Below are 18,167 nucleotides of genomic sequence, written 5' to 3' on the forward strand. Positions count from 1 at the left end.
GCAAGAATGTCTGCCGCCCTGGCCTGGGGCGGCGTGTTGCTGGCCGGTGCGCTGTGGGGCGGCGGCGCGCTGGTGGCGCAATTCCTCATCGATGGCGGCATTGCGCCGCAGAGCCTGTCGCTGGCGCGCTTCGCGCTCGGCGTGCCGCTGTTGTGGTGGCTGCATTGGAGGGTGCAACGCGCACCGCAATCCACGGGCGCGCGCTGGCGCGACCTGTCGCGGCAGGAGCGGTTCCAGGTGGTCGGCACCGGCGCCGCGATGGCGCTGAACGTGAGCTGCTGGTTCGCCGGCATCGCACACCTGGGCGCGGCACTGCCGACGGTGATCTCGATCTGCTGCGCGCCGGTGATCGTGGTGCTGGTGTCGGTCGCGCGCGGCTACGAGCGCTTCGGCCTGCGCCTGGCCTCCGGACTGGCGCTGGCGCTCGCGGGCGTGGCGCTGCTCGTGATGCCTGCCGACGGATGGGGCCCGCTGCCTGCAGGGCACGCCGCGGGGCTGGCCTGGTCGTTCGGCTCGGCCCTCTGCTACGCGCTGGTGGTGCTCGGCAATGCGCGGATGCCGGCGCGCGTGCCGGCCGTCACGGCGTCGGCCTGGGGCATGAGCGTCGCGGCGCTGTGCATGCTCGCGGTCGCCTGGACTACGGGCATCACGTGGCCCGGCGGCGCGGCCCAGTGGCTCGGCGCCGCCTACACGGGCGTGGTCACGACCTCGGTCGCCTATCTGGCCTTCGCATGGGGCGCGCGGCGCCTGTCGCCCACGGCGGCGGTCGTCGGCACGCTCATCGAGCCGCTGGTGGCCGCGTTGCTGGCGGCGCTGCTGCTCGCGCAGCCGATGGCGCCACGCCAGTGGATGGGGGCCGTGCTGCTGGCGCTGGCCATGCTGCTGCTCATGCGCCGACGCAAGGACGCCTGAACCAAGGGCGCCTGAATCTACCGCGTCGGGCCAGGACCGCGCAGTCCGTTGTATGGTGTGGCCCCATGAGCAGTTCGCCCCACCTGCCGGCATCGTGGACACGCACCCTGGCGCGTGCCGTCCTGTATGCCATCTCGCTACCGGCCCTCGCGGCAGCCCCGGAGTCCGCCGCACCGGGCGGGCCCGCCCAGGCCCTGCGCGCCACCCACCAGCGCCTGAGCGACAAGCTGGACCACAGCAGCTTCGGGCGCCCCGTGCAACTCGATTCGAGCGAGACGGCCAACGGGCTGGAGGGCGACATCTATGCCGTGATCGACCACCCCCTGTCGGAGGTCACGGCCGCATTCAAGGGATCGGCCCACTGGTGCGAACTGCTCACGCTGCACATCAACAACCGGCGCTGCAGGATCGGCACGGCGCAAGGGCGCGAAACGCTCACGCTCTACGTGGTGCGCCGCTACGACAAGCCGGTCGACCAGGCCTTCGAGCTGCCCTTCATCTACCGCGTGGCCAGCGCGACGCCCGAGAACCTGTCCGTGGAACTCTCGGCCGCCAGCGGCCCGTTCGGCACGAGCAACTACCGCGTCACGCTCGAGGCGGTGGCGCTCGACGAGCGCAAGAGCTTCGTGCACTTCAGCTACGGCTACGACCACAACATGATGGTGCGGGTGGCGACCCAGGCCTACCTGGCGACCTTCGGCCGCGACAAGGTCGGCTTCACCGTGGTGGGCAAGGCGGCCGACGGCAAGCCCGAGTACATCCGCGGCCTGCGGGGGCTGGTGGAGCGCAACGCGATGCGCTACTTCCTCACGCTGGACGCCTACCTGTCGAGCGATGCCGCGGACGCCGCCGAGCGGCGCCAGCGCCACTGGTTCGCGGGGGCCGAGCAGTACCCGCGGCAACTGCACGAGGTCGACCTGGACACCTATCTGGCCCTCAAGCGCGAAGACCGGCAGCGCGACGGCGCCGGCCGTTGACATCGCTCAGCCGGCCAGCGTGAGCAGCGGCACGTCGCGCTCGCGGCTCATGGCGTCGAGCTCGGCGCGGGTGCGGGTTGCAAGCCACGAAGCCAGCGCCTCGTGCGTCGCCCTGGCCATCATGTCGGGCGGCGTCACGCCGGCTGCTTCGCACAGGCTCTTCGCGAAATGCGGCTCCAGCGCCGCCACCGCGACGCGGCCATCGGCGCAGGGATAGACCCGATAGCCCGCATGCGCGCCGCCCACCGCGCCCGCGGGCTGCGTGAGGCCCCAGGTGCGCGGCAGCGCGAGCCAGTCGGCCGAGGCGTTCAGGGCCACTTCGAGGTAGATGCCCGCGGCCTTGTCGCCGCCACGGGCGTGCCGCAGCGTGGCCGTCAGCACCGCTTCGCTCGCGAGCAGCGCGCCGCCCATGTCGGCGTAGAGCGTGGGCGGCAGTTCGGTGCCGGTGACCAGGCCGCTCTCGGCCAGGTAGGTGAGGTCGTGGCCCGGCTCCTCGGCGCGGTCGCCCGGCGCGCCGACGATGGCCACCTGCGACAGCGACGGATGGCGCGCCTGCAGCGCGGGCCAGTCCAGGCCCAGCTTGCGCAGCGCGGAGGGCCGGAACGAGGTAAGCAGCACGTCGGTCGCCGCGAGGGCTTCGTGCAGCCTTTGCTGCCCCGCTTCGGTCTTCAGGTCGGCCGTGTCGATGGCGATGCCCTGGTGCAATGCGGCATACGCCGGCTGGTTGTAGAGCGCCATCGGGTCACCGGCCGGCGGCTCCAGCTTCAGGCAGGTGGCGCCCATCGTTCGGCAGCGCAGCAGTGCTGCCGGGCCCGGCAGGTTCAGCGCAAGGCTCAGGACGCGCACCCCTTCGAGGGGAAGGAATGCGGTGGCGGCGGGGCTTGGCATAGGGCGTATATCCAAAGAACAGGTTGCTATCGAATGCGTAGCTGGTTGCCCAGGCAGCACAAGGGCTGCACGCCGCATCCACCTCGAAAACGGCCGCTGGCGGCCTTCGCGCGCCGGGTTATCGTCGCGGCCATTCTCACTCGACGCCAGGGAGCGCCATGCACGCCGCACGCCATGTCTTTTTCGTTGCCGCGCTGCTGGGCGCATTCGCCGGCGCCGCGCAGGCCGACACCTCCGTGCCCAAGCAGGACCTGAAGGGCCTGGGCGATCCGGCCGGGCTCAAGCGCTTCGCGGGCGCGGTGCTGGTGTACCGCGACGACGTGGCTTACGACGAGGTCAGGCTGCCCGTCGGCAAGGCCGTCTACAAGGACGACAAGGTCGCCGCCGCGCGCACTCTGGATCGCGCGGGCCAGCGCACCGCGCTGCAATACCTCACGCCGCCCGACCGCAGCGCGCTGGAGGTGCTGCGCAACTACCAGCAGGAGCAGAAGGGCGCCGGCTTCGAGACGGTGTTCGAGTGCGCCGGCGAAGCCTGCGGCGACAGCCGCGACATCGACAAGACCAGCCTCTCGGCATTGGTGCTGCCCGACACCTGGTGGAGCAAGGCCGGCGACAACACGCCCGCGGCCTGCGGCGCCGGGCATTTCGTCTCCGACTTCCGCTATGCCGTGCTCGACAACAAGGCGAGCGGCGCGGCCATCGCGTTGATGGTCTGGAAGCCGGGCGACGTGTCGGTGTACTGCGAAGAAAAAGAGTTCAAGAAGCGCATCAGCGTGCTGGTCGTCAAGGTCGAACCCAAGGCGCGCGAGCAGAAGATGGAAACGCTCTCGGCCTCCGAGCTCGGCAAGAGCCTGGACGCCAACGGCAAGGTCGCGGTCTACGGCATCCTGTTCGACACCGCCAAGGCCGACATCAAGCCCGAGAGCAAGGCCTCGCTCGAGCAGATCGGCGCGCTGCTCAAGCAGCAGGCCGCGCTCAAGCTGCACGTGGTGGGCCACACCGACAACGCGGGGGCGCTGCCGGCGAACCTGGATCTCAGCAAGCGCCGCGCCGATGCCGTGTCGGCCGTGCTCGCGAAGGACTACGGCATTGCGCGCGACCGCCTCACCGCCAACGGCGTGGCGAGCCTGGCGCCGGTGGCCTCGAACGCCAGCGAGGCCGGCAAGGCGAAGAACCGGCGCGTGGAGCTGGTGCTGCAGTAGCCCGCACCACGCCGCGGAGAGCCAGATTCCGCAAGCCGCCGCCCCGGCGGCGCGCGTAGCATGCGCCATGGCAGCGCTCGTCCTTGCCGCTGCAGCAACGATCCAAGGAGACCCACCATGTTCGAAGCTTCCCTGATGAGCGGCCAGCGCATCCTCGTGACCGGCGGCGGCACGGGCCTGGGCCGTGCGATGGCCGAGCGATTCCTCGGCCTGGGCGCCGACATCGCCATCTGCGGGCGGCGCCAGTCGGTCTGCGAGGAAACGGCGGCCGAGTGGCGCCAGCAGTTCCCGGGACGGCGCATCGACACCTTCGGCGTGGACATCCGCATCGCGCAGCAGGTCGACGACATGGTCCAGAGCCTGTTCGACAGCGGCGGCCTCACCGGCCTCATCAACAACGCGGCGGGCAATTTCGTGGCGCCGACCGAGAGCCTTTCGCCACGCGCCTTCGATGCGATCGCGAACATCGTCTTCCACGGCAGCTTCTACGTGACGCAGGCGGTGGGCAAGCGCTGGGTGGCCGAGGCCAGGTCGGGCAAGTGGAAGCCGGGCGATGCCTTCCGCAGCGTGATGAGCATCATCGTGACCTGGGTGGACAACGGCAGTCCCTACGTCGTGCCCTCGGCCATGAGCAAGGCCGGCATCGAGGTGATGACCAAGTCGCTGGCGGTGGAGTGGGCGCGGCACGGCATCCGCCTGAATGCCGTGGGCCCCGGCGAGATTCCCACCGAGGGCATGAGCAAGCGCCTGAACCCGGGCGAGGAGCCCGGCGCGCGCACCAAGGAGATGAGCCCGATGGGGCGCACCGGCCGCATGAGCGAGCTGCAGAACATCGCCGCCTTCCTGATGGCGCCCGGCCAGTGCGACTGGCTCACGGGCCAGAGCATCATGATGGACGGCGGCAACGCGCTGGCCAACGGCGGCAACTTCTACGAGCTGCGCCAGTGGAGCGACACCGACTGGAAGGACGCGCGCGAACGCATCGAGGCGCAGAACCAGAAGGACAAGGCGCAGCGCTGAGCGCGCCGCTGTCGGCCTCTTCCTATTTCTTCGGCGGCTTCGCCGCGTGCACGGTGACGTGTTTCTGCACGGGGCTGGACAGCACCAGCGAGGTGGTCACCGCGCCGTCCACCGCCAGCGCATCGACCACGCGCTGCAGGTCGGCCGGCTCGGCGATCGCGCAGCGCACGAAGAAGCAGTCTTCGCCGGTCACGCGGTCGGCGCTCAGCACCTCGGGCATGGCGTCGAACAGCTTCAGGTACTTGGCGATGCCCGCATGCGTGGTGTCGATGCGGATGATGGCCTGCAGCCCCACGCCCAGCGCCCGCAGGTTGACGCGGGCGCCATAGCCTTCGATCACGCCGGCGTCCTCGAGCTTGCGCACGCGCTCGCTCATCGCGGGCTGCGAGAGGCCGATGCGCTTGCCCAGCGCGGCCAGGCTCTGGCGCGCATCGGTCTGCAGGGCTTCCAGGATCAGGCGGTCCTTCTTGTCGATGTTCATCATGGTGTGTTTCATGACCGATGGTTGATCGGTTTGCGGCCCTGATTTTCGATGGGTTGCCATTCGGCGCCGGCGCAGCGACCGATATCGTGGCGCACACCTTCAGGAGAGAAACAATGCAACTCGTCGGCATGCTCGATTCACCCTATGTGCGCCGCGTCGCCATCTCGCTGCGGCTGCTCGGCCTTGCGTTCGAGCACCGGCCGGTCTCGGTCTTCAGCACCTTCGAGCAGTTCCGCGCGATCAACCCGGTGGTCAAGGCGCCCACGCTGGTGTGCGACGACGGCACGGTGCTGATGGATTCCACCTTGATCATCGACTACGCACAAGTGCTGGCCGGGCGCAGCCTGATGCCCGTCGATGGGGCCGGCCGGCTGCGCACCCTGCGCACGGTGGGCCTCGCGCTGGCGGCGTGCGAGAAGACCGTGCAGATCGTCTACGAACACAACCTGCGCCCGGCCGAGAAGCTGCACCAGCCGTGGCTGGATCGGATTCAGGGGCAGCTTGTGGCGGCGTACGCGACGCTCGAGCAGGAGGTGGCTGCGATGCCGCTGCCTGCCGAGGAATCGGCGATGACGCAGGCCGGTATTTCGTCGGCCGTCGCCTGGGCCTTCACGCAGCTGATGCTGCCCGAGGTCGTCGCGCCGGGCAGTTTCCCGGCGCTGGCGGCTTGCTCCGCGCGCGCAGAAAACCTGCCGGCGTTCCTGGCATCGCCCCAGGTCTGATCCGGCCGCGCTCAGCTTTCGATAGCCGCGCCGCGCTCGGCCAGGAGGCCGCGCAGCAACGAGCGGTGGCAGCGCGCTTCGTCCTCGCAATAGCAGCCGACCGCCAGAGCGGTGCTGTGCGAAAGCGCGGCAAGCAGGTCGAGGCTGCGGCTCGCGTCGGCCTCGGCCATCTCGGCCTTGTACTTTCGCGCGAAGGCGTTCCAGTGCGCGGGCTCCCGTGTCGCCTGCGCCTCCTGGCCGAGCTTCATCGTCTGGGCGGACGGCGCGAGGTTGGGGTACCACACGTCGTACCAGTCCTGCGAGGCGAACTCGGTCTTCGGAACGCCGCGCGGCGGACGGCGCACGGTCCCCACGCGCAGGCCCTCGCCGGCTGCGCGCGGTGTGCCCAGGCGAACGATGCGGATGCTCATGGACAGGTCCTCCTTCTTGTCAATTTTCATCACGCCTTGCGTGACCCGCGACGCATGAAACTGCCGTGATCCAGTCGGGGGACACCGCGGAACCGGCTTTGCCGGGCCGCTGGTGTCGCCCCCTGGAAGGGGGTTGGCGAAGCGACGCGAAGTGCGCGAAGACTGGGGGCAAGTTTCATCCTAGGTGCCGACGATACCGCCGTCGCGGCGCCGGATCGCGAGCGTTGCCGAGCGCGGCCGCGCGCTGCCCGGCGTCGTGCCGTCGGGCCAGGCGCTGACGGGCGTGCCATTGCCGTCGTCGCGCGCCTCGCCCGGATGCTGGATGTTCACGAACAGCGTGCGGCGGTCCGGCGTGACCACGCAGCCGGTGATTTCGCTGCCGCTCGGCCCGGTCAGGAAGCGCTTGATCCGGCCGGTGGCGGGGTCGGCGCACAGCATCTGGTTGTTGCCCAGCGACGCGTAGGCGGGCTTGCCGATCACCTGGCCGCTCATGTCGGTCTGGATCCAGAGCAGGCCGCCGCTGTCGAAGTGCAGGCCGTCGGGGCTGCCGAACATGTCGGCGTCGGCCGAGGGATAGCGCGCGCCGCTGCCCGCCTGCGCGGGGTCGCCGGCCAGCGCGAAGTGGTCCCAGGCGAAGCCGGTGCCCGCCGCGTCGCCGCCGTCCTCGCGCCAGCGCAGGATGCCGCCGAAGAGGTTGCCGGCGCGCGGATTGGCCGCATCGGGCGCGGGCTTGCCGGCGTCGCCGCGCTGGCTGTTGTTGGTGAGGGTGACGTACACCTCGCCGCTGTGCGGATGCACGGCGATCCATTCGGGGCGGTCCATCTTCGTGCCGCCCACGATGTCGCCCGCCAGGCGCGCGTGGACCAGCACTTCGGCGGGGCCGGCAAAGCCGTTGGCTGCATCCAGGCCGTTGCGGCCGTGCACGAGCTCGAGCCACCGGCCGCGTCCACCGGCGTCGTAGCGCGCCACGTAGAGCGTGCCGTCGTCCAGCAGGTGGCGGTTGGCAGCGCGCGCGGCGGCGTCGGTGCCGGGGCGCACCTTCTCGCGGCTCACGAACTTGTAGATGTATTCGAAGCGCGCGTCGTCGCCCATGTAGACCACCACGCGGCCGTCCTTCGACATCGTGCAGGTGGCGCTCTCCTGGCGCTTGCGGCCAAGGGCCGTGCGCTTGACGGGCGTGGCGGTGGGATCGAACGGATCGATCTCGACCACCCAGCCGAAGCGATGCGGCTCGTTGGGATGGCGGGCGAGGTCGAAGCGCTCGTCGAAGCGCCAGTACTCGACCCATTGCGAACCGGGAACCGTGCCGTAGCGGCGCTGCGCATCCGTCAGGTCCGTCGCCGCTTCCTTCGGTCCGCCGAAGTAGCCGTGGAAGTTTTCTTCGCAGGTGAGGTACGTGCCCCAGGGCGTGACGCCCATCGCGCAGTTGGCGAAGGTGCCGAACACCTGGTCGCCGGCCGGATTGGCGGTGGTGCGCATCAGCGGCGTGCCCGCGGCCGGGCCAGCGATACGCATGGGCGTGTTGCCGTGGATGCGGCGCGCGAAGGGGGAGGGCTGCACCTGCTGCCAGCCGGTGGCCGTGCGCCGCACCTCGATCACCGAGACGCCCATCGCGTGGAGCGACTTGCGCACCTTGTCCGCGTTCCACACCTTGACGCCGTCGGTGTGCAGCAGTTGTTCGTCGGTGTATTCGTGGTTCATCACGAGCAGGCCGCGCTCGCCGCCCTCGTCGAGCGCGAAGAAGTGCATGCCGTCGTGGTGCATGCCGGCCTGCACGGCCTGGTCGGCGGCGCTGTTGGAGCCATCTGCTGCGAAGGCCGGCATCCGGTCCGCGATGCCGGTGGGCGTGCCCCACGGATAGAGCACCTGCCATTCGTACCCGGGCGGCACGACGACGGTGTCGCGCAGGGACACGGACACACCGGTGAACCCGGGCGCGTTGCCGCGCTGCGCCGCGGAAGGCAGCGCGCAGCCCTGGCCGAACAGCGCCACCACGGCGGCGGCCGAGCCCGATTGGAGAAGAAAGTGACGGCGGTCCAGTGGCATGGCAGGGGTGTTGGATGGGCGACAGCCGCCATCATCGCCCAGGCGCCGCACCGGGCGATACTGGCCCAAACCCCCAACGAACCCCCGACGAAACCCACAAGGAGACACGCATGAGCGATCGCATCGAATGGACCCGCCACCCCGACGGCGTGGTGCAACTGCAGCTGGCGCGCGCCGACAAGATGAACGCGCTGGACCCCGCGATGTTCGACGCGCTGATCGAAGCGGGCGAAGCCCTGCGCAGCGACGCGGCGGTGCGCGCCGTGGTGATTTCCGGCCGCGGCAAGGCGTTCTGTGCGGGGCTGGACATGGCTTCTTTCGAGCGCATGCAACAGGGTGCGGGTGCGGGTGACGGCGCCGGCGTGCTGGGCGGGGGCGCGGCAGGGGCCGATCTCGCAAAGCGCACCCACGGCATCTCCAACGCCGCGCAGCACGTCGCGATGGTCTGGCGCGACGTGCCGGTGCCGGTCATCGCCGCGGTGCACGGCGTGGCTTTCGGCGGCGGCCTTCAGGTGGCGCTGGGCGCGGACATCCGCATCGTCGCACCCGACACCAAGCTGTCGGTGATGGAGATCAAGTGGGGCCTGGTGCCCGACATGGCCGGCATGGTGCTGATGCGCGAACTGGCGCGCAGCGACGTGGTGCGCGAGCTGACGTTCACCGGGCGCATCTTCACGGGCGAGGAGGCGCTCGAGATCGGCTTTGCCACGCGGCTCTCGGCCGAACCGCTGGCCGAGGCGCTGCAGATGGCGCACGAGATCGCCGCCAAGAGCCCCGACGCGATCCGGGCCGGCAAACGCCTGCTCAATGCGGCCATGTCGCAGGGCGCCGCCGAACTGCTGATGGCCGAATCGGTGGAGCAGAAAGCGCTCATCGGGAGCGCGAACCAGGCCGAAGCGGTGAAAGCCAACATCGAGCGCCGCGCGCCGCGCTTCGATCCGCCCGTTTGACCCGGCAACCCCCGCCGCGTTGCAGCGCCAGCGCTTCGGAAAGAGGCGCGGGCGGGTCTTTTTCCGGTCGCTTTGCGCATTTCTGCCGTCGAAAGAATCAGCACTTAGCACACATTGGGTATCTGTGTGTAAGAATTAAGTAGTTGTTTTATGGGAAGGATGGGCGGAAATGGAATCACTTTGTGTGCAGAAGGTCACGGCTGGCTTCGGAGTAGTCCCTTGGAAGGATGGCTCCTGAACGCACAGTCCTTAACAATCGAATGCTTTGCCTAGCGACGGCGATCCTGCATGTCGACGACCACGTTTTTTTGTAACCTCAGCGTGCCCATCCTGGTGGGCGAGGATCGCTACAAGTACGTCCCCATCGTTGGGGTTTTCCGCAGCATTCCATTCGATCAAGTCGACGAGTGGGTGATGCATCCCGACGGCGGACCGCGCAGCGATCGCGAACTCGCGGCCGAAGTGCTTGTGGAGATCAGGAAGCCCCTCGGCGCGAGCGGACGCACGGCGCCGCACGCCTTCGACGTGGCGGACATCCTGCAACTGGATCGCGCCGCTGCGATCGTTGTCTCCACCTTCCTGGCCGCGCTGCCTCGCGTCTGAGGCCTATCTTCTTGCGGCGTCAGGCCGCAATCGCTCCCACTGCCCAGTAGAACGTCGGCCTCGCTCCATTGAGCAGGTGATCGCCGACCACGCGCCCCTTGTAGATCGTCGGGTTGTGCGACGCCAGCGTGCGCGCGTTGCGCCAGTGGCGGTCCAGCCGCCGGTCTTCCTGCAGCGCCGAGGCGCCGCCGATGTCGAAGAGCCGCGTGCCCGCCTGCAGCACCGCATCCACGATGCCGGCCTGCGCCTTGGCGGTGTTGAGCTCCACCTCGAAGAGCAGGCTCTCGGGAACGCTTTCGCCGCGCTGGCGGAAGCGATCGACCTCGCCGAGCCCGCGCGCCACCGCCTGCACGGTCGAGGCCGCGATGAACGCGGTGCTCGCCAGCTGGCCGATGACCTGCTGCACCAGCGGATCTTCGCGCGGCGTGTCGCCGCTGCCGTGGCTGTAGACGCGCTTGCGCGGCTGCACGAAGGCGACCGCGTCGCGCACGATGGCGCGGGCGATGCCGGCCAGCGTGGCCAGGTGCGTGAGCTGGAAATGGGCGGTCAGCGGGGTCGGCTGGTCGCGCACGTAGAGCAGCACGTTCTCGGGCTTCACCCGCACGTTGCGAAAGCGCGTGGTGCCCGATGCGCTCAGCCGTTGGCCGAAGCCGCGCCAGTCGTCCACGCGTTCCACGCCATCGGCCTCCGAGGGCACGAGCGCGATCACGCGGTCGCTGCTGCCGTCGCCGCTCAGGCGCTGGGCCGAGACCGAGATCCAGTCGGCGTAGAGCGTGCCGGTGCTGTAGTACTTGTCGCCGTCGAGCCGCCACGCATCGCCGTCGCGCGACAGCGTGGTCTGCAATGCGCCGAGGGCGCCTTCGCCCAGTTCGGTGGTGGCGTTGCCGAAGATCACGCCTTCGGCCGCAAGCCGCATCCACGGGCCGTGCAGCGCCGGGTCGATCTCCGCGAACAGCCGCTCGATGAAGCCGAAGTGCGCGCGCAGGATCTGCGGCAGGTTGGAATCGGCTTCGCCCAGTTCGATGAGCAGGTCGTACAGCTGCTCGACCGAGGCGCCCAGGCCGCCGTATTCGATGGGCACGCGCAGGGCGCCGAAGCGCTCGGCGTTGAGCCAGGCGACCGGTTCGTAGGCCAGTTCGCGCTCGTTCTCGCGCTGCGCTGCATGCACGGCGATGCGATCGAAGATGGGGCGAAAACGCGCAAGGAGTTGCTGCGAGGAGGGCGCGGCCGGCGCCGCGGGCGCCGGGTCGGTGCGCGATGCAGGCGACGTGCGCGGTGTGTCTTGGAGGATTGCCATTGGCGCGGACTGTGCCCGGCTGCATCCGTCTTGGGAAATACGCTTTCCGAGTTTCCTTATGCCGCGCCCGCAACCGCCTTATCGGCTATCGCTTCCCGCGCGCGTCCACTGGCCAGATCGCCACCAGCGCGCCGCCTTCGACCACGTGATAGACATCGTGCAGGTTCACCGTCGGATCGCAGTGCGGCGTCACGAACTCGATGCGCGTGCCCAGCGCCGGGCGCGGCCCCGCCGGCATGAGCTTGCCGTGCTCGTCGCCGAAGAAGGCATAGCGGCTCGCGGGATCGGTGCCGCGCGCGACCAGCGGCACGCCGCTGTCGGTGGCGAAGCACTTGCTGCCGCCGTCCACCGTGACCCACTCCGCCGCATTGGTGCTGACCACGGCCGTCTGCACGAAGAGGGCCACCTCGAAGGGCGAGGGCTCGGTGCCGGTGGCCAGCACCTGTGCGTATTCCGCGTCCATGAAGACATAGGAGCCGGCCTGCAGTTCGGTGAAGGCGTTCTGCTCCGCATCCAGGTCGTGGGTGCCGGTGCCGGCACCGGTGACGATCTCGAAGTTGAACCCCTTGCGCCGGGCCGCCGCGACGATGCCCGCCACGGTTTCGCGCAGCGCCGCGGCCGCTGCGCTGCGTTCTTCGCGCGCCACGATGTGCTGCAGGTTCCCCGCATAGGCCTGCAGGCCGCGCAGCCTGAGGCGCGGCTCGCCGGCGATGGCGGCGGCGAGCGCGAGCACCTGCGCCTCGTTCGCGGCGCCGGTGCGGTTGTAGCCGGCGCCGTAGTCGACCAGCACCGGCAGCGGATGCAGCAGCCCGCCGGCGGCCCGGGCCAGGTCGGCCACGTTGGCCAGGTTGTCGGCCACCACCATCACGCCGCCGGGCGCCGCGCGCTCGGCCAGCTTGACCAGGCGCGCGATCTTGCTCGGCGTGACCGCGGGCGAGGTGATCAGCACGCTGCGGATGCCGCCGTCGACCATGACCTCGGCTTCGCCCAAAGTGACGCAGCTCACGCCGATGGCACCCGCGGCCACCTGGCGCCGCGCGATCTCCACCGACTTGTGCGTCTTCACGTGCGGCCTGAGGCCGATGCCGCGCGCCTTGGCGAAGGCGGCCATGCGTTCGATGTTGCGGGTCATCGCGGGCAGGTCGATCAGCAGCGCGGGCGTGTCCAGCAGGTGGCGGCCGCCGGGAACGCCGACCAGCGGCGCGTTGGGATGCAGGGGGCGGGGCATTCTTTTGTCTTCCTTTGTTCTTGGATTTGGATGTGCGATGCGGGGAGCATGCGTGCGAAATGATCGCATCCAAATATTCGCACGATCCGTGGGTGTGCAAATGGCCGCCGTTGCGTGGTGGCAGCGCGCGGCTCGAAGCCGTTCAGGCCTGGTCTACCTGGTCCGCTTCGCGGCGCCGGTCGGCACCTTGTCGCCGCGCTGGAACCCGGCATCGCGCGGCCGCAGCGCCAGCCACCAGAGCAGCCCCGCATTGACCGCCCAGCTTCCCGCGATCAACAGCAGCGCGGTGTTCGCCACGCCGGGCGACAGGTCGAGCGTCAAGAGGCCCAGCGACCACGGCAGGCCGCCCGCGATGGCGAGCAGCATGCCCACGTCGCTTTCCGGCACGACCGCGCTGCCCAGCACGCAGGCCACGCCGGCGACCATGTAGACCGACGCCGCAATGCGCCAGCCGGGGCGAAAAGACAAGGGGGAACGCGCCGTGGACATGACCCGAGCATCGCCGATCGAGGTGTCTGCCGTGAAGGCTGGATACGCGAAGGAACGTAGTGTTTTGGCGACGGTTGCGCACAGGGGTGCCAACCATTTCACGATCGCCGCGCTCCTGTGCGGCAGCGGAACCTTCACAGCCGTTTCGCGCGACTGTCACTTGACGGCGCCACCATGCCCGCATGGCTGGCCAACTCATCTCCATCTCCCTGACCGTCGAGCAACACGACGGCGGGGACTATTTCTGGGTGCTCCTGGAATCCTTCGACAACTCGATGGAGTTCGAGCCGCTGATGGAGGCGGCCACAGGCTTCGCCACCTACGGCGATGCGCTGCAGGCGGGCTACGTGGTGCTCAAGGGACTGTCGGACGACCTGAACACCGGCCCCCGGGAAGAGGGCGACGATCCGCATCTCCTCGCGATGGACGAAACGGAAGATGCCGACTGACAAGGTCGCCGACTTTCCTGAAATCCTCCGGGGTGCAGGCCGCGCGTGCCCCGCGTGCCGCGCGTGTCGTTTGCAAGGCGTGTCGCATAACGAAGCGCGAAATTCTTCTTTGGCAGCGTCGCCATGGCGGACTAACGTCGCGCCTCACCCGCTGCAACCAATCCTCATGAGTCAACGCAAGCTGCGCCTGGGCGCCTTCATCATGGCCACGGGCCACCACGTGGCCGCATGGCGCCACCCGGGCTCGCAGGTCGATTCGGGCGTCAACATCGATCACTACATCGAAGTCGCCAAGACCGCCGAGCGCGGCCTGTTCGACCAGGTGTTCGTGGCCGACAGCCCCGGCGTGGCCTTTCATGGCGACGACGAGGCCTTCAGCCGCCAGGGGCGGGTGTCGTACTTCGAGCCGGTGACCCTGTGGGCCGCCTTGTCGGCCGTGACAAAGCACATCGGCTTCGTGGCGACTGCGTCCACCACCTACGAAGATCCATTTCTCCTTGCTCGCAAGTTCGCGTCGTTGGACCACCTGAGCAAGGGCCGCGCGGCCTGGAACGTGGTGACCACCAGCGCGGACAACGTCCACGGCAACTTCGGCCTGGACAAGCACCCCGACCCGGCTTCCCGCTACGAGCAGGCGCACGAGTTCATCGACGTGGCCAAGGGCTTATGGGACAGCTTCGAGGACGACGCCTTTCATCGCGACCCCGTCTCCGGAAAGTACTTCGATCCGGCCAAGCTGCACGCGCTCGACCATTCGGGGAAGTATTTCAAGGTCGCCGGCCCGCTCAACCTGGAGCGGCCGCCGCAGGGCTATCCGGTGATCGTGCAGGCCGGCTCGTCCGAGCCCGGGCGCGAACTCGCGGCCGCCTCCGCCGAAGCCATCTTCACGGCGTGGACCAGCCTGGCCGAGGCGCAGGCGTTCTACCGTGACGTGAAAGGGCGGCTTGCCAAGTACGGTCGCCGGCCCGAGCAGTTGCTGGTGCTGCCCGGCATCTCGCCGGTGATCGGCCGCACCCAGGAAGAGGCCGAGGCCAAGTGGGCCGCGCTGCAGAAGCTGATCCACCCGTCCGTCGGGCTGAACACGCTGCACACGTTCTGGCCCGGCGAAGACCTGTCGACGTGGGATCTGGATGCGCCGCCGCCCTACATTCCGGACGCACCGCCGGGACGAAACAGCCGTGCCCACGTGGTGCTGGAACTGGCACGGCGCGACAAGCTCACCGTGCGGCAGCTCTACGAATACCTGGCCGGCGCGCGCGGCCACTGGGTGGTGGTCGGCACGCCGGAGACCATCGCCGACAGGATGCAGGAGTGGTTCGAGGGCGGCGCGGCCGACGGCTTCAATGTCATGCCGCCGGTGCTGCCCGAATCGCTCGACGAATTCGTGGACCTGGTGATTCCGGAACTCCAGCGCCGCGGCCTTTTTCGCACGGCGTACGAAGGACGCACCCTGCGCGAGAACCTGGGGCTGGAACGGCCGGTCAACCAGTTCTCGATAAAGGGGCGGAAGGTCGCGTAGGGAATCTGCACGGCCGACGCGACATCGCGCACCGGCTGCCGGTCAACGCAAGACCCGTTTCGACGCACCGACGATCGTCAGCTCGACATGGCTCGACCCGTTGTGGTTGCGGTCGGAGAAGCGCACCACGTAGCCGCCGAGGTCGAGTTCGCGAAGCCCTTCGAGCCCGCGCACGAGGCTCTCGCGCGTCGGGGATGGGCCGGCCTGCTGCAGACCTTCGACCAGCACCCTGGCGGACACGAAGCCCTCCATGTGGTTGTAGCCGGCCTCCACGCCCTTGCGGCCTGCCAGGTCGGAGAGTTCGCGCGCAAGCCGCGTGGCGCTGCCCCACGGATAGGGCATCACCTGGGCGATGGCGACGCCCTTGCTGCGATCGCCCAGCGCCTGGATCAGCTGCTGGGAGCTCACCACCGACAAGGCATAGAACTGCGCGCTGGCGCCGGACGATGAATAGGCCGCGATGAAGTCGCTCGTGACCTTGCCTGCCGTGGCCAGGACGATCACCGGCGGCCTGGCGCGCGCGAGGTCCTGCGCCGACGCTCGCAGCCCGCTGCCGTCGACCGCCAGCGGTGTTGCTGCCGCAAGCGCCACGCCGCGCCGGGCGGCCGCGCCCTTGACGGCGTCCAGCCCCCCCGTGCCGAACGCGTTGTCCAGATAGGCCACGCCCACGCGATCGATGCCCAGGACGGCGAGGTGCTGCACGATCTTCTCGATCTCGTCCGCATAGCCCGCGCGCACGTTGAAGACGTATCTGTCGAAGCCGCTGCGCAGGGCATCGGTTCCGGTGAAGGGCGCGACCAGCGGCACCTTGTGCTCCCGCACCACCGGGAGCGCGGCCAACGTGGTCGGCGTGCCCGCGAGGTTGAAGAGCGCGAAGACGCCGTGCTTCTCGATCAGCAGCCGCACGTTGTCCGCCGTGCGCTGCGGGTCGTAGGCGTCGTCCAGCGCGACGACCCGGAGCTTGCGCCCGTGCACGCCGCCCTTGGCATTGACCTGCTCGAAGCACCACCCCGCGCCTTCCTGGATCTCGCGCGTCAGAGGGGCGAGCGGGCCGCTCAGCTGGCACGACTGGCCGATCAGGATGTCCGCGTCCGCCTCGGTGCGCGGCGCCGAAGACGCCCATCGGGCCCACGGCGCCGCAACCAGCGCCGCCGCGCCCGCGCCCATGATCCGCAGGGCCCGGCGCCGTGTCGCCGTGGCTGCAGTCCTCACGGCGTGCAGGTGAAGCTGGCCGCGGCGTTGACGTCGCCCGTCCCGTTGTAGCGCGGGTACTTCGGCGCCTCGCAGACCGGCATCGCGCGGGCGGTGGCGCCGGCCATGAAGTTGTAGGTCAGCTGGTCCGGTGCCTTGCCGTTCTCCACCCAGTCGACCACGGCGCCGAGCCAGTCGACTTCGTTCAGGTTGCCGCCCGCCCCATGGGTCGAGGCGGGAACGATGAACATGCGGGCGTTGGTGCGAGGGTCGGCCAGGCCGAACGCCTTGGCGGCGGCGGACATGGTGGTGAAGTTGCGAACGTGGTCGTTCACCGACATCAGCGGATCCCCCGCGTCGTGCCAGGACAGGAGCTTGCGGCCCGACGCCACGTAGGCCGCGATGGCGTTCCTGTCGTGGTCGGCGCCCAGGCGCTGAAGGCCGCTGCTGAAAACGTAATAGTCGCGGTTGACGTCGAAGCCTGCGAGGTTGGGCGCCGGCGCCGTGCCGGGGGGCGGCGCGCCGAACCACAGCGGATCGTTCGTCGCGAGGAACGCGAACCCGCCACCCAGGCCGCCATAGCTCGTGACGCCCAGGGCCGGCACGCCGGGAATGGCGGACGCGGGCGCGAAGTTGGTCCAGTTGTACCGGCTGTACGCGGTGGCGCCGGTGGCCAGCACGAGGTCGCTGAGCAGGCCCGCGAGCGTGGGAACCTGCGCCGCCGACAGGCAGAGGGCAGGGTCGGCATTCGCGCCGGGCTGGCCGCACTGCAGCGACGCGGCGGGCAGGGTGCACGCGCCGGGGTTGGCGAGGTAGCCGTCGGCCGCGCCGTCGCTGGCGTCGCAGGCTGCCACTGCGGCGGTGTAGGCGGCGGCGTACTGGGGCGGGCTGATCTCGGCCGGCGTGGCCGCTTTTGCGGCCGTGTTCATCAGGCCGGTGACGGTGCCGCCCATGTCCATGGTCTCGCAGCCTGCGACGATGCCGTCGAACTCCTGGGGCCAGCGCTGCGCGGCGATGTAGGCGTTGCGCCCGCCGTTGGAGCAGCCGCTGAAGTAGCTGTGGCTCGGCGCCTTGCCGAAGAAGGCCTTGGCGATGGCCTTGCCGAAGCGCACCGTGGTGCCCCCGGCGGCGTAGGCGTAGTCGATGGCCGACTGCTGGCCTTCGGGCGTGCCGCTCGCCCACACGCCCGGCGCGGCCTGCGCGGGGACGCTGGCCCGGTTGCCGCCGTTGGATGCCGCGTACACCGCGCCCTTCACGGCGAGCACGGGGCTCACCGCGACCACCGCGCCGCCCGGATCGGTCGCCATCACCGAGGCGATGCGCCCGTCGAAGCCGCCGCCGCCTTGTTGCCAGTAGCGGCCGGTCCAGTTGTCCGGCACGTCGATCTCGATATCGAGGAAGGGCGCGCGCGTGCCGAGCACCTGGCAGAAGCCCGACGGATAGATCGGCGCCTTGGCCTCCAGGCGCACGGTGCCCGTGACGGTCACGCCTTCGATGACCTGTCCCTTGAGCGTGTTGCAGGTGCTCTTGAGCTGCTCGGCGGTGGGACCCGTGGGCGGTGGCGGTGCAGGGGGCGCCGGTGCGGGTGCGGGCGGAGGAACGATCGGCAGGAAGCCGCCGCCGCTTCCGCCACCACCGCCTCCGCAGGCTTGCAGGGCCAGGCCCGCAGCCAGCAGCAGGCCCTTTGACAGCAGGGCTCGGGGTACACGTTTCTTTTCGTCGCGCATGGGTTGTCTCCAGTGTTTGAGTCGTGCGCCGGATGCCCGGCAAATCTCTCTCG

18 protein-coding genes are annotated in these 18,167 nt (G+C 69.6%); 9 read left to right on the forward strand and 9 right to left on the reverse strand.

Going from position 1 to position 18,167, the window contains the following annotated elements; all coding sequences use genetic code 11:
• Positions 1 to 6 precede the first annotated feature (6 nt).
• Positions 7 to 912, forward strand: a complete 906-nt coding sequence (locus BM133_RS04520) for a DMT family transporter (RefSeq protein ID WP_256219050.1) — start codon at positions 7 to 9, stop codon at positions 910 to 912.
• 65 nt (positions 913 to 977) lie between these two features.
• The gene (locus BM133_RS04525; protein WP_093431935.1) at positions 978 to 1,889 is read left to right on the forward strand and encodes a hypothetical protein; all 912 of its coding nucleotides are present in this window, start codon (positions 978 to 980) and stop codon (positions 1,887 to 1,889) included.
• 6 nt (positions 1,890 to 1,895) lie between these two features.
• Here the strand turns inward: BM133_RS04525 and BM133_RS04530 are convergent, their stop codons facing one another.
• Entirely contained in the window at positions 1,896 to 2,777 is an 882-nt protein-coding gene (locus BM133_RS04530) for a CoA transferase (RefSeq protein ID WP_093431937.1), read from the reverse strand.
• Between the two features lie 158 nt (positions 2,778 to 2,935).
• Here BM133_RS04530 and BM133_RS04535 point away from each other — a divergent pair, with 158 nt between their 5' ends.
• The gene (locus BM133_RS04535; RefSeq protein WP_093431938.1) at positions 2,936 to 3,979 is read left to right on the forward strand and encodes an OmpA family protein; all 1,044 of its coding nucleotides are present in this window, start codon (positions 2,936 to 2,938) and stop codon (positions 3,977 to 3,979) included.
• 117 nt (positions 3,980 to 4,096) lie between these two features.
• A complete protein-coding gene (locus BM133_RS04540; RefSeq protein WP_093431940.1) occupies positions 4,097 to 4,999 on the forward strand; it encodes an SDR family oxidoreductase in 903 nt (300 codons plus the stop codon).
• 22 nt (positions 5,000 to 5,021) lie between these two features.
• Here the strand turns inward: BM133_RS04540 and BM133_RS04545 are convergent, their stop codons facing one another.
• Positions 5,022 to 5,480 (reverse strand): Lrp/AsnC family transcriptional regulator, encoded by a 459-nt coding sequence (locus BM133_RS04545; RefSeq protein WP_093435042.1) that lies wholly within the window; start codon positions 5,478 to 5,480, stop codon positions 5,022 to 5,024.
• A gap of 116 nt (positions 5,481 to 5,596) precedes the next feature.
• Here BM133_RS04545 and BM133_RS04550 point away from each other — a divergent pair, with 116 nt between their 5' ends.
• Entirely contained in the window at positions 5,597 to 6,205 is a 609-nt protein-coding gene (locus tag BM133_RS04550) for a glutathione S-transferase (RefSeq protein WP_093431941.1), read from the forward strand.
• Between the two features lie 11 nt (positions 6,206 to 6,216).
• Here the strand turns inward: BM133_RS04550 and BM133_RS04555 are convergent, their stop codons facing one another.
• Both BM133_RS04555 and BM133_RS04565 read right to left on the reverse strand, forming a co-directional pair.
• Positions 6,217 to 6,615: a DUF488 domain-containing protein gene (locus BM133_RS04555; protein ID WP_093435044.1), complete on the reverse strand. Its 399-nt coding sequence runs from the start codon at positions 6,613 to 6,615 to the stop codon at positions 6,217 to 6,219.
• Between the two features lie 180 nt (positions 6,616 to 6,795).
• Complete coding sequence (locus BM133_RS04565) at positions 6,796 to 8,661, reverse strand: PhoX family protein (RefSeq protein ID WP_093431943.1); 1,866 nt, start codon at positions 8,659 to 8,661, stop codon at positions 6,796 to 6,798.
• A gap of 110 nt (positions 8,662 to 8,771) precedes the next feature.
• Here BM133_RS04565 and BM133_RS04570 point away from each other — a divergent pair, with 110 nt between their 5' ends.
• The gene (locus BM133_RS04570; RefSeq protein ID WP_093431944.1) at positions 8,772 to 9,611 is read left to right on the forward strand and encodes a crotonase/enoyl-CoA hydratase family protein; all 840 of its coding nucleotides are present in this window, start codon (positions 8,772 to 8,774) and stop codon (positions 9,609 to 9,611) included.
• 288 nt (positions 9,612 to 9,899) lie between these two features.
• Entirely contained in the window at positions 9,900 to 10,214 is a 315-nt protein-coding gene (locus BM133_RS04575) for a hypothetical protein (RefSeq protein WP_042580912.1), read from the forward strand.
• A 19-nt stretch (positions 10,215 to 10,233) separates the two neighbouring features.
• Here BM133_RS04575 and BM133_RS04580 read toward each other — a convergent pair whose 3' ends face one another.
• From BM133_RS04580 to BM133_RS04590, 3 genes are all read right to left on the reverse strand, one after another.
• A complete protein-coding gene (locus BM133_RS04580) occupies positions 10,234 to 11,511 on the reverse strand; it encodes an acyl-CoA dehydrogenase family protein (protein WP_093431946.1) in 1,278 nt (425 codons plus the stop codon).
• A gap of 85 nt (positions 11,512 to 11,596) precedes the next feature.
• Entirely contained in the window at positions 11,597 to 12,739 is a 1,143-nt protein-coding gene (locus BM133_RS04585; RefSeq protein WP_093431947.1) for a DSD1 family PLP-dependent enzyme, read from the reverse strand.
• Between the two features lie 153 nt (positions 12,740 to 12,892).
• The gene (locus BM133_RS04590; protein WP_256219051.1) at positions 12,893 to 13,207 is read right to left on the reverse strand and encodes a hypothetical protein; all 315 of its coding nucleotides are present in this window, start codon (positions 13,205 to 13,207) and stop codon (positions 12,893 to 12,895) included.
• A 203-nt stretch (positions 13,208 to 13,410) separates the two neighbouring features.
• Here BM133_RS04590 and BM133_RS04595 point away from each other — a divergent pair, with 203 nt between their 5' ends.
• Both BM133_RS04595 and BM133_RS04600 read left to right on the forward strand, forming a co-directional pair.
• Entirely contained in the window at positions 13,411 to 13,677 is a 267-nt protein-coding gene (locus BM133_RS04595; RefSeq protein WP_093431949.1) for a hypothetical protein, read from the forward strand.
• A 166-nt stretch (positions 13,678 to 13,843) separates the two neighbouring features.
• Positions 13,844 to 15,196, forward strand: a complete 1,353-nt coding sequence (locus BM133_RS04600; protein ID WP_093431950.1) for an LLM class flavin-dependent oxidoreductase — start codon at positions 13,844 to 13,846, stop codon at positions 15,194 to 15,196.
• A 42-nt stretch (positions 15,197 to 15,238) separates the two neighbouring features.
• On the opposite strand, the gene BM133_RS04605 is transcribed toward BM133_RS04600, so the two are convergent.
• Together BM133_RS04605 and BM133_RS04610 are read right to left on the reverse strand one after the other, a co-directional pair.
• Positions 15,239 to 16,408, reverse strand: a complete 1,170-nt coding sequence (locus tag BM133_RS04605; RefSeq protein WP_143100082.1) for an ABC transporter substrate-binding protein — start codon at positions 16,406 to 16,408, stop codon at positions 15,239 to 15,241.
• The gene (locus BM133_RS04610) at positions 16,405 to 18,114 is read right to left on the reverse strand and encodes a tannase/feruloyl esterase family alpha/beta hydrolase (RefSeq protein ID WP_093431953.1); all 1,710 of its coding nucleotides are present in this window, start codon (positions 18,112 to 18,114) and stop codon (positions 16,405 to 16,407) included. The genes BM133_RS04605 and BM133_RS04610 overlap by 4 nt, the downstream gene beginning before the upstream one ends.
• Positions 18,115 to 18,167: the final 53 nt, after the last annotated feature.

Origin of the sequence: Variovorax sp. 770b2 (assembly GCF_900115685.1) — a bacterium.
Lineage (GTDB): Bacteria > Pseudomonadota > Gammaproteobacteria > Burkholderiales > Burkholderiaceae_C > Variovorax.

Excerpts from the sequence above, each read along its gene's own strand:
- BM133_RS04520 (WP_256219050.1), top strand. The coding sequence starts at position 7 with ATGTCTGCCGCCCTGGCCTGGGGCGGCGTGTTGCTGGCCGGTGCGCTG.
- BM133_RS04525 (WP_093431935.1), top strand. The coding sequence starts at position 978 with ATGAGCAGTTCGCCCCACCTGCCGGCATCGTGGACACGCACCCTGGCG.
- BM133_RS04530 (WP_093431937.1), bottom strand. The coding sequence starts at position 2,777 with ATGCCAAGCCCCGCCGCCACCGCATTCCTTCCCCTCGAAGGGGTGCGC.
- BM133_RS04535 (WP_093431938.1), top strand. The coding sequence starts at position 2,936 with ATGCACGCCGCACGCCATGTCTTTTTCGTTGCCGCGCTGCTGGGCGCA.
- BM133_RS04540 (WP_093431940.1), top strand. The coding sequence starts at position 4,097 with ATGTTCGAAGCTTCCCTGATGAGCGGCCAGCGCATCCTCGTGACCGGC.
- BM133_RS04545 (WP_093435042.1), bottom strand. The coding sequence starts at position 5,480 with ATGAACATCGACAAGAAGGACCGCCTGATCCTGGAAGCCCTGCAGACC.
- BM133_RS04550 (WP_093431941.1), top strand. The coding sequence starts at position 5,597 with ATGCAACTCGTCGGCATGCTCGATTCACCCTATGTGCGCCGCGTCGCC.
- BM133_RS04555 (WP_093435044.1), bottom strand. The coding sequence starts at position 6,615 with ATGAGCATCCGCATCGTTCGCCTGGGCACACCGCGCGCAGCCGGCGAG.
- BM133_RS04565 (WP_093431943.1), bottom strand. The coding sequence starts at position 8,661 with ATGCCACTGGACCGCCGTCACTTTCTTCTCCAATCGGGCTCGGCCGCC.
- BM133_RS04570 (WP_093431944.1), top strand. The coding sequence starts at position 8,772 with ATGAGCGATCGCATCGAATGGACCCGCCACCCCGACGGCGTGGTGCAA.
- BM133_RS04575 (WP_042580912.1), top strand. The coding sequence starts at position 9,900 with ATGTCGACGACCACGTTTTTTTGTAACCTCAGCGTGCCCATCCTGGTG.
- BM133_RS04580 (WP_093431946.1), bottom strand. The coding sequence starts at position 11,511 with ATGGCAATCCTCCAAGACACACCGCGCACGTCGCCTGCATCGCGCACC.
- BM133_RS04585 (WP_093431947.1), bottom strand. The coding sequence starts at position 12,739 with ATGCCCCGCCCCCTGCATCCCAACGCGCCGCTGGTCGGCGTTCCCGGC.
- BM133_RS04595 (WP_093431949.1), top strand. The coding sequence starts at position 13,411 with ATGGCTGGCCAACTCATCTCCATCTCCCTGACCGTCGAGCAACACGAC.
- BM133_RS04600 (WP_093431950.1), top strand. The coding sequence starts at position 13,844 with ATGAGTCAACGCAAGCTGCGCCTGGGCGCCTTCATCATGGCCACGGGC.
- BM133_RS04610 (WP_093431953.1), bottom strand. The coding sequence starts at position 18,114 with ATGCGCGACGAAAAGAAACGTGTACCCCGAGCCCTGCTGTCAAAGGGC.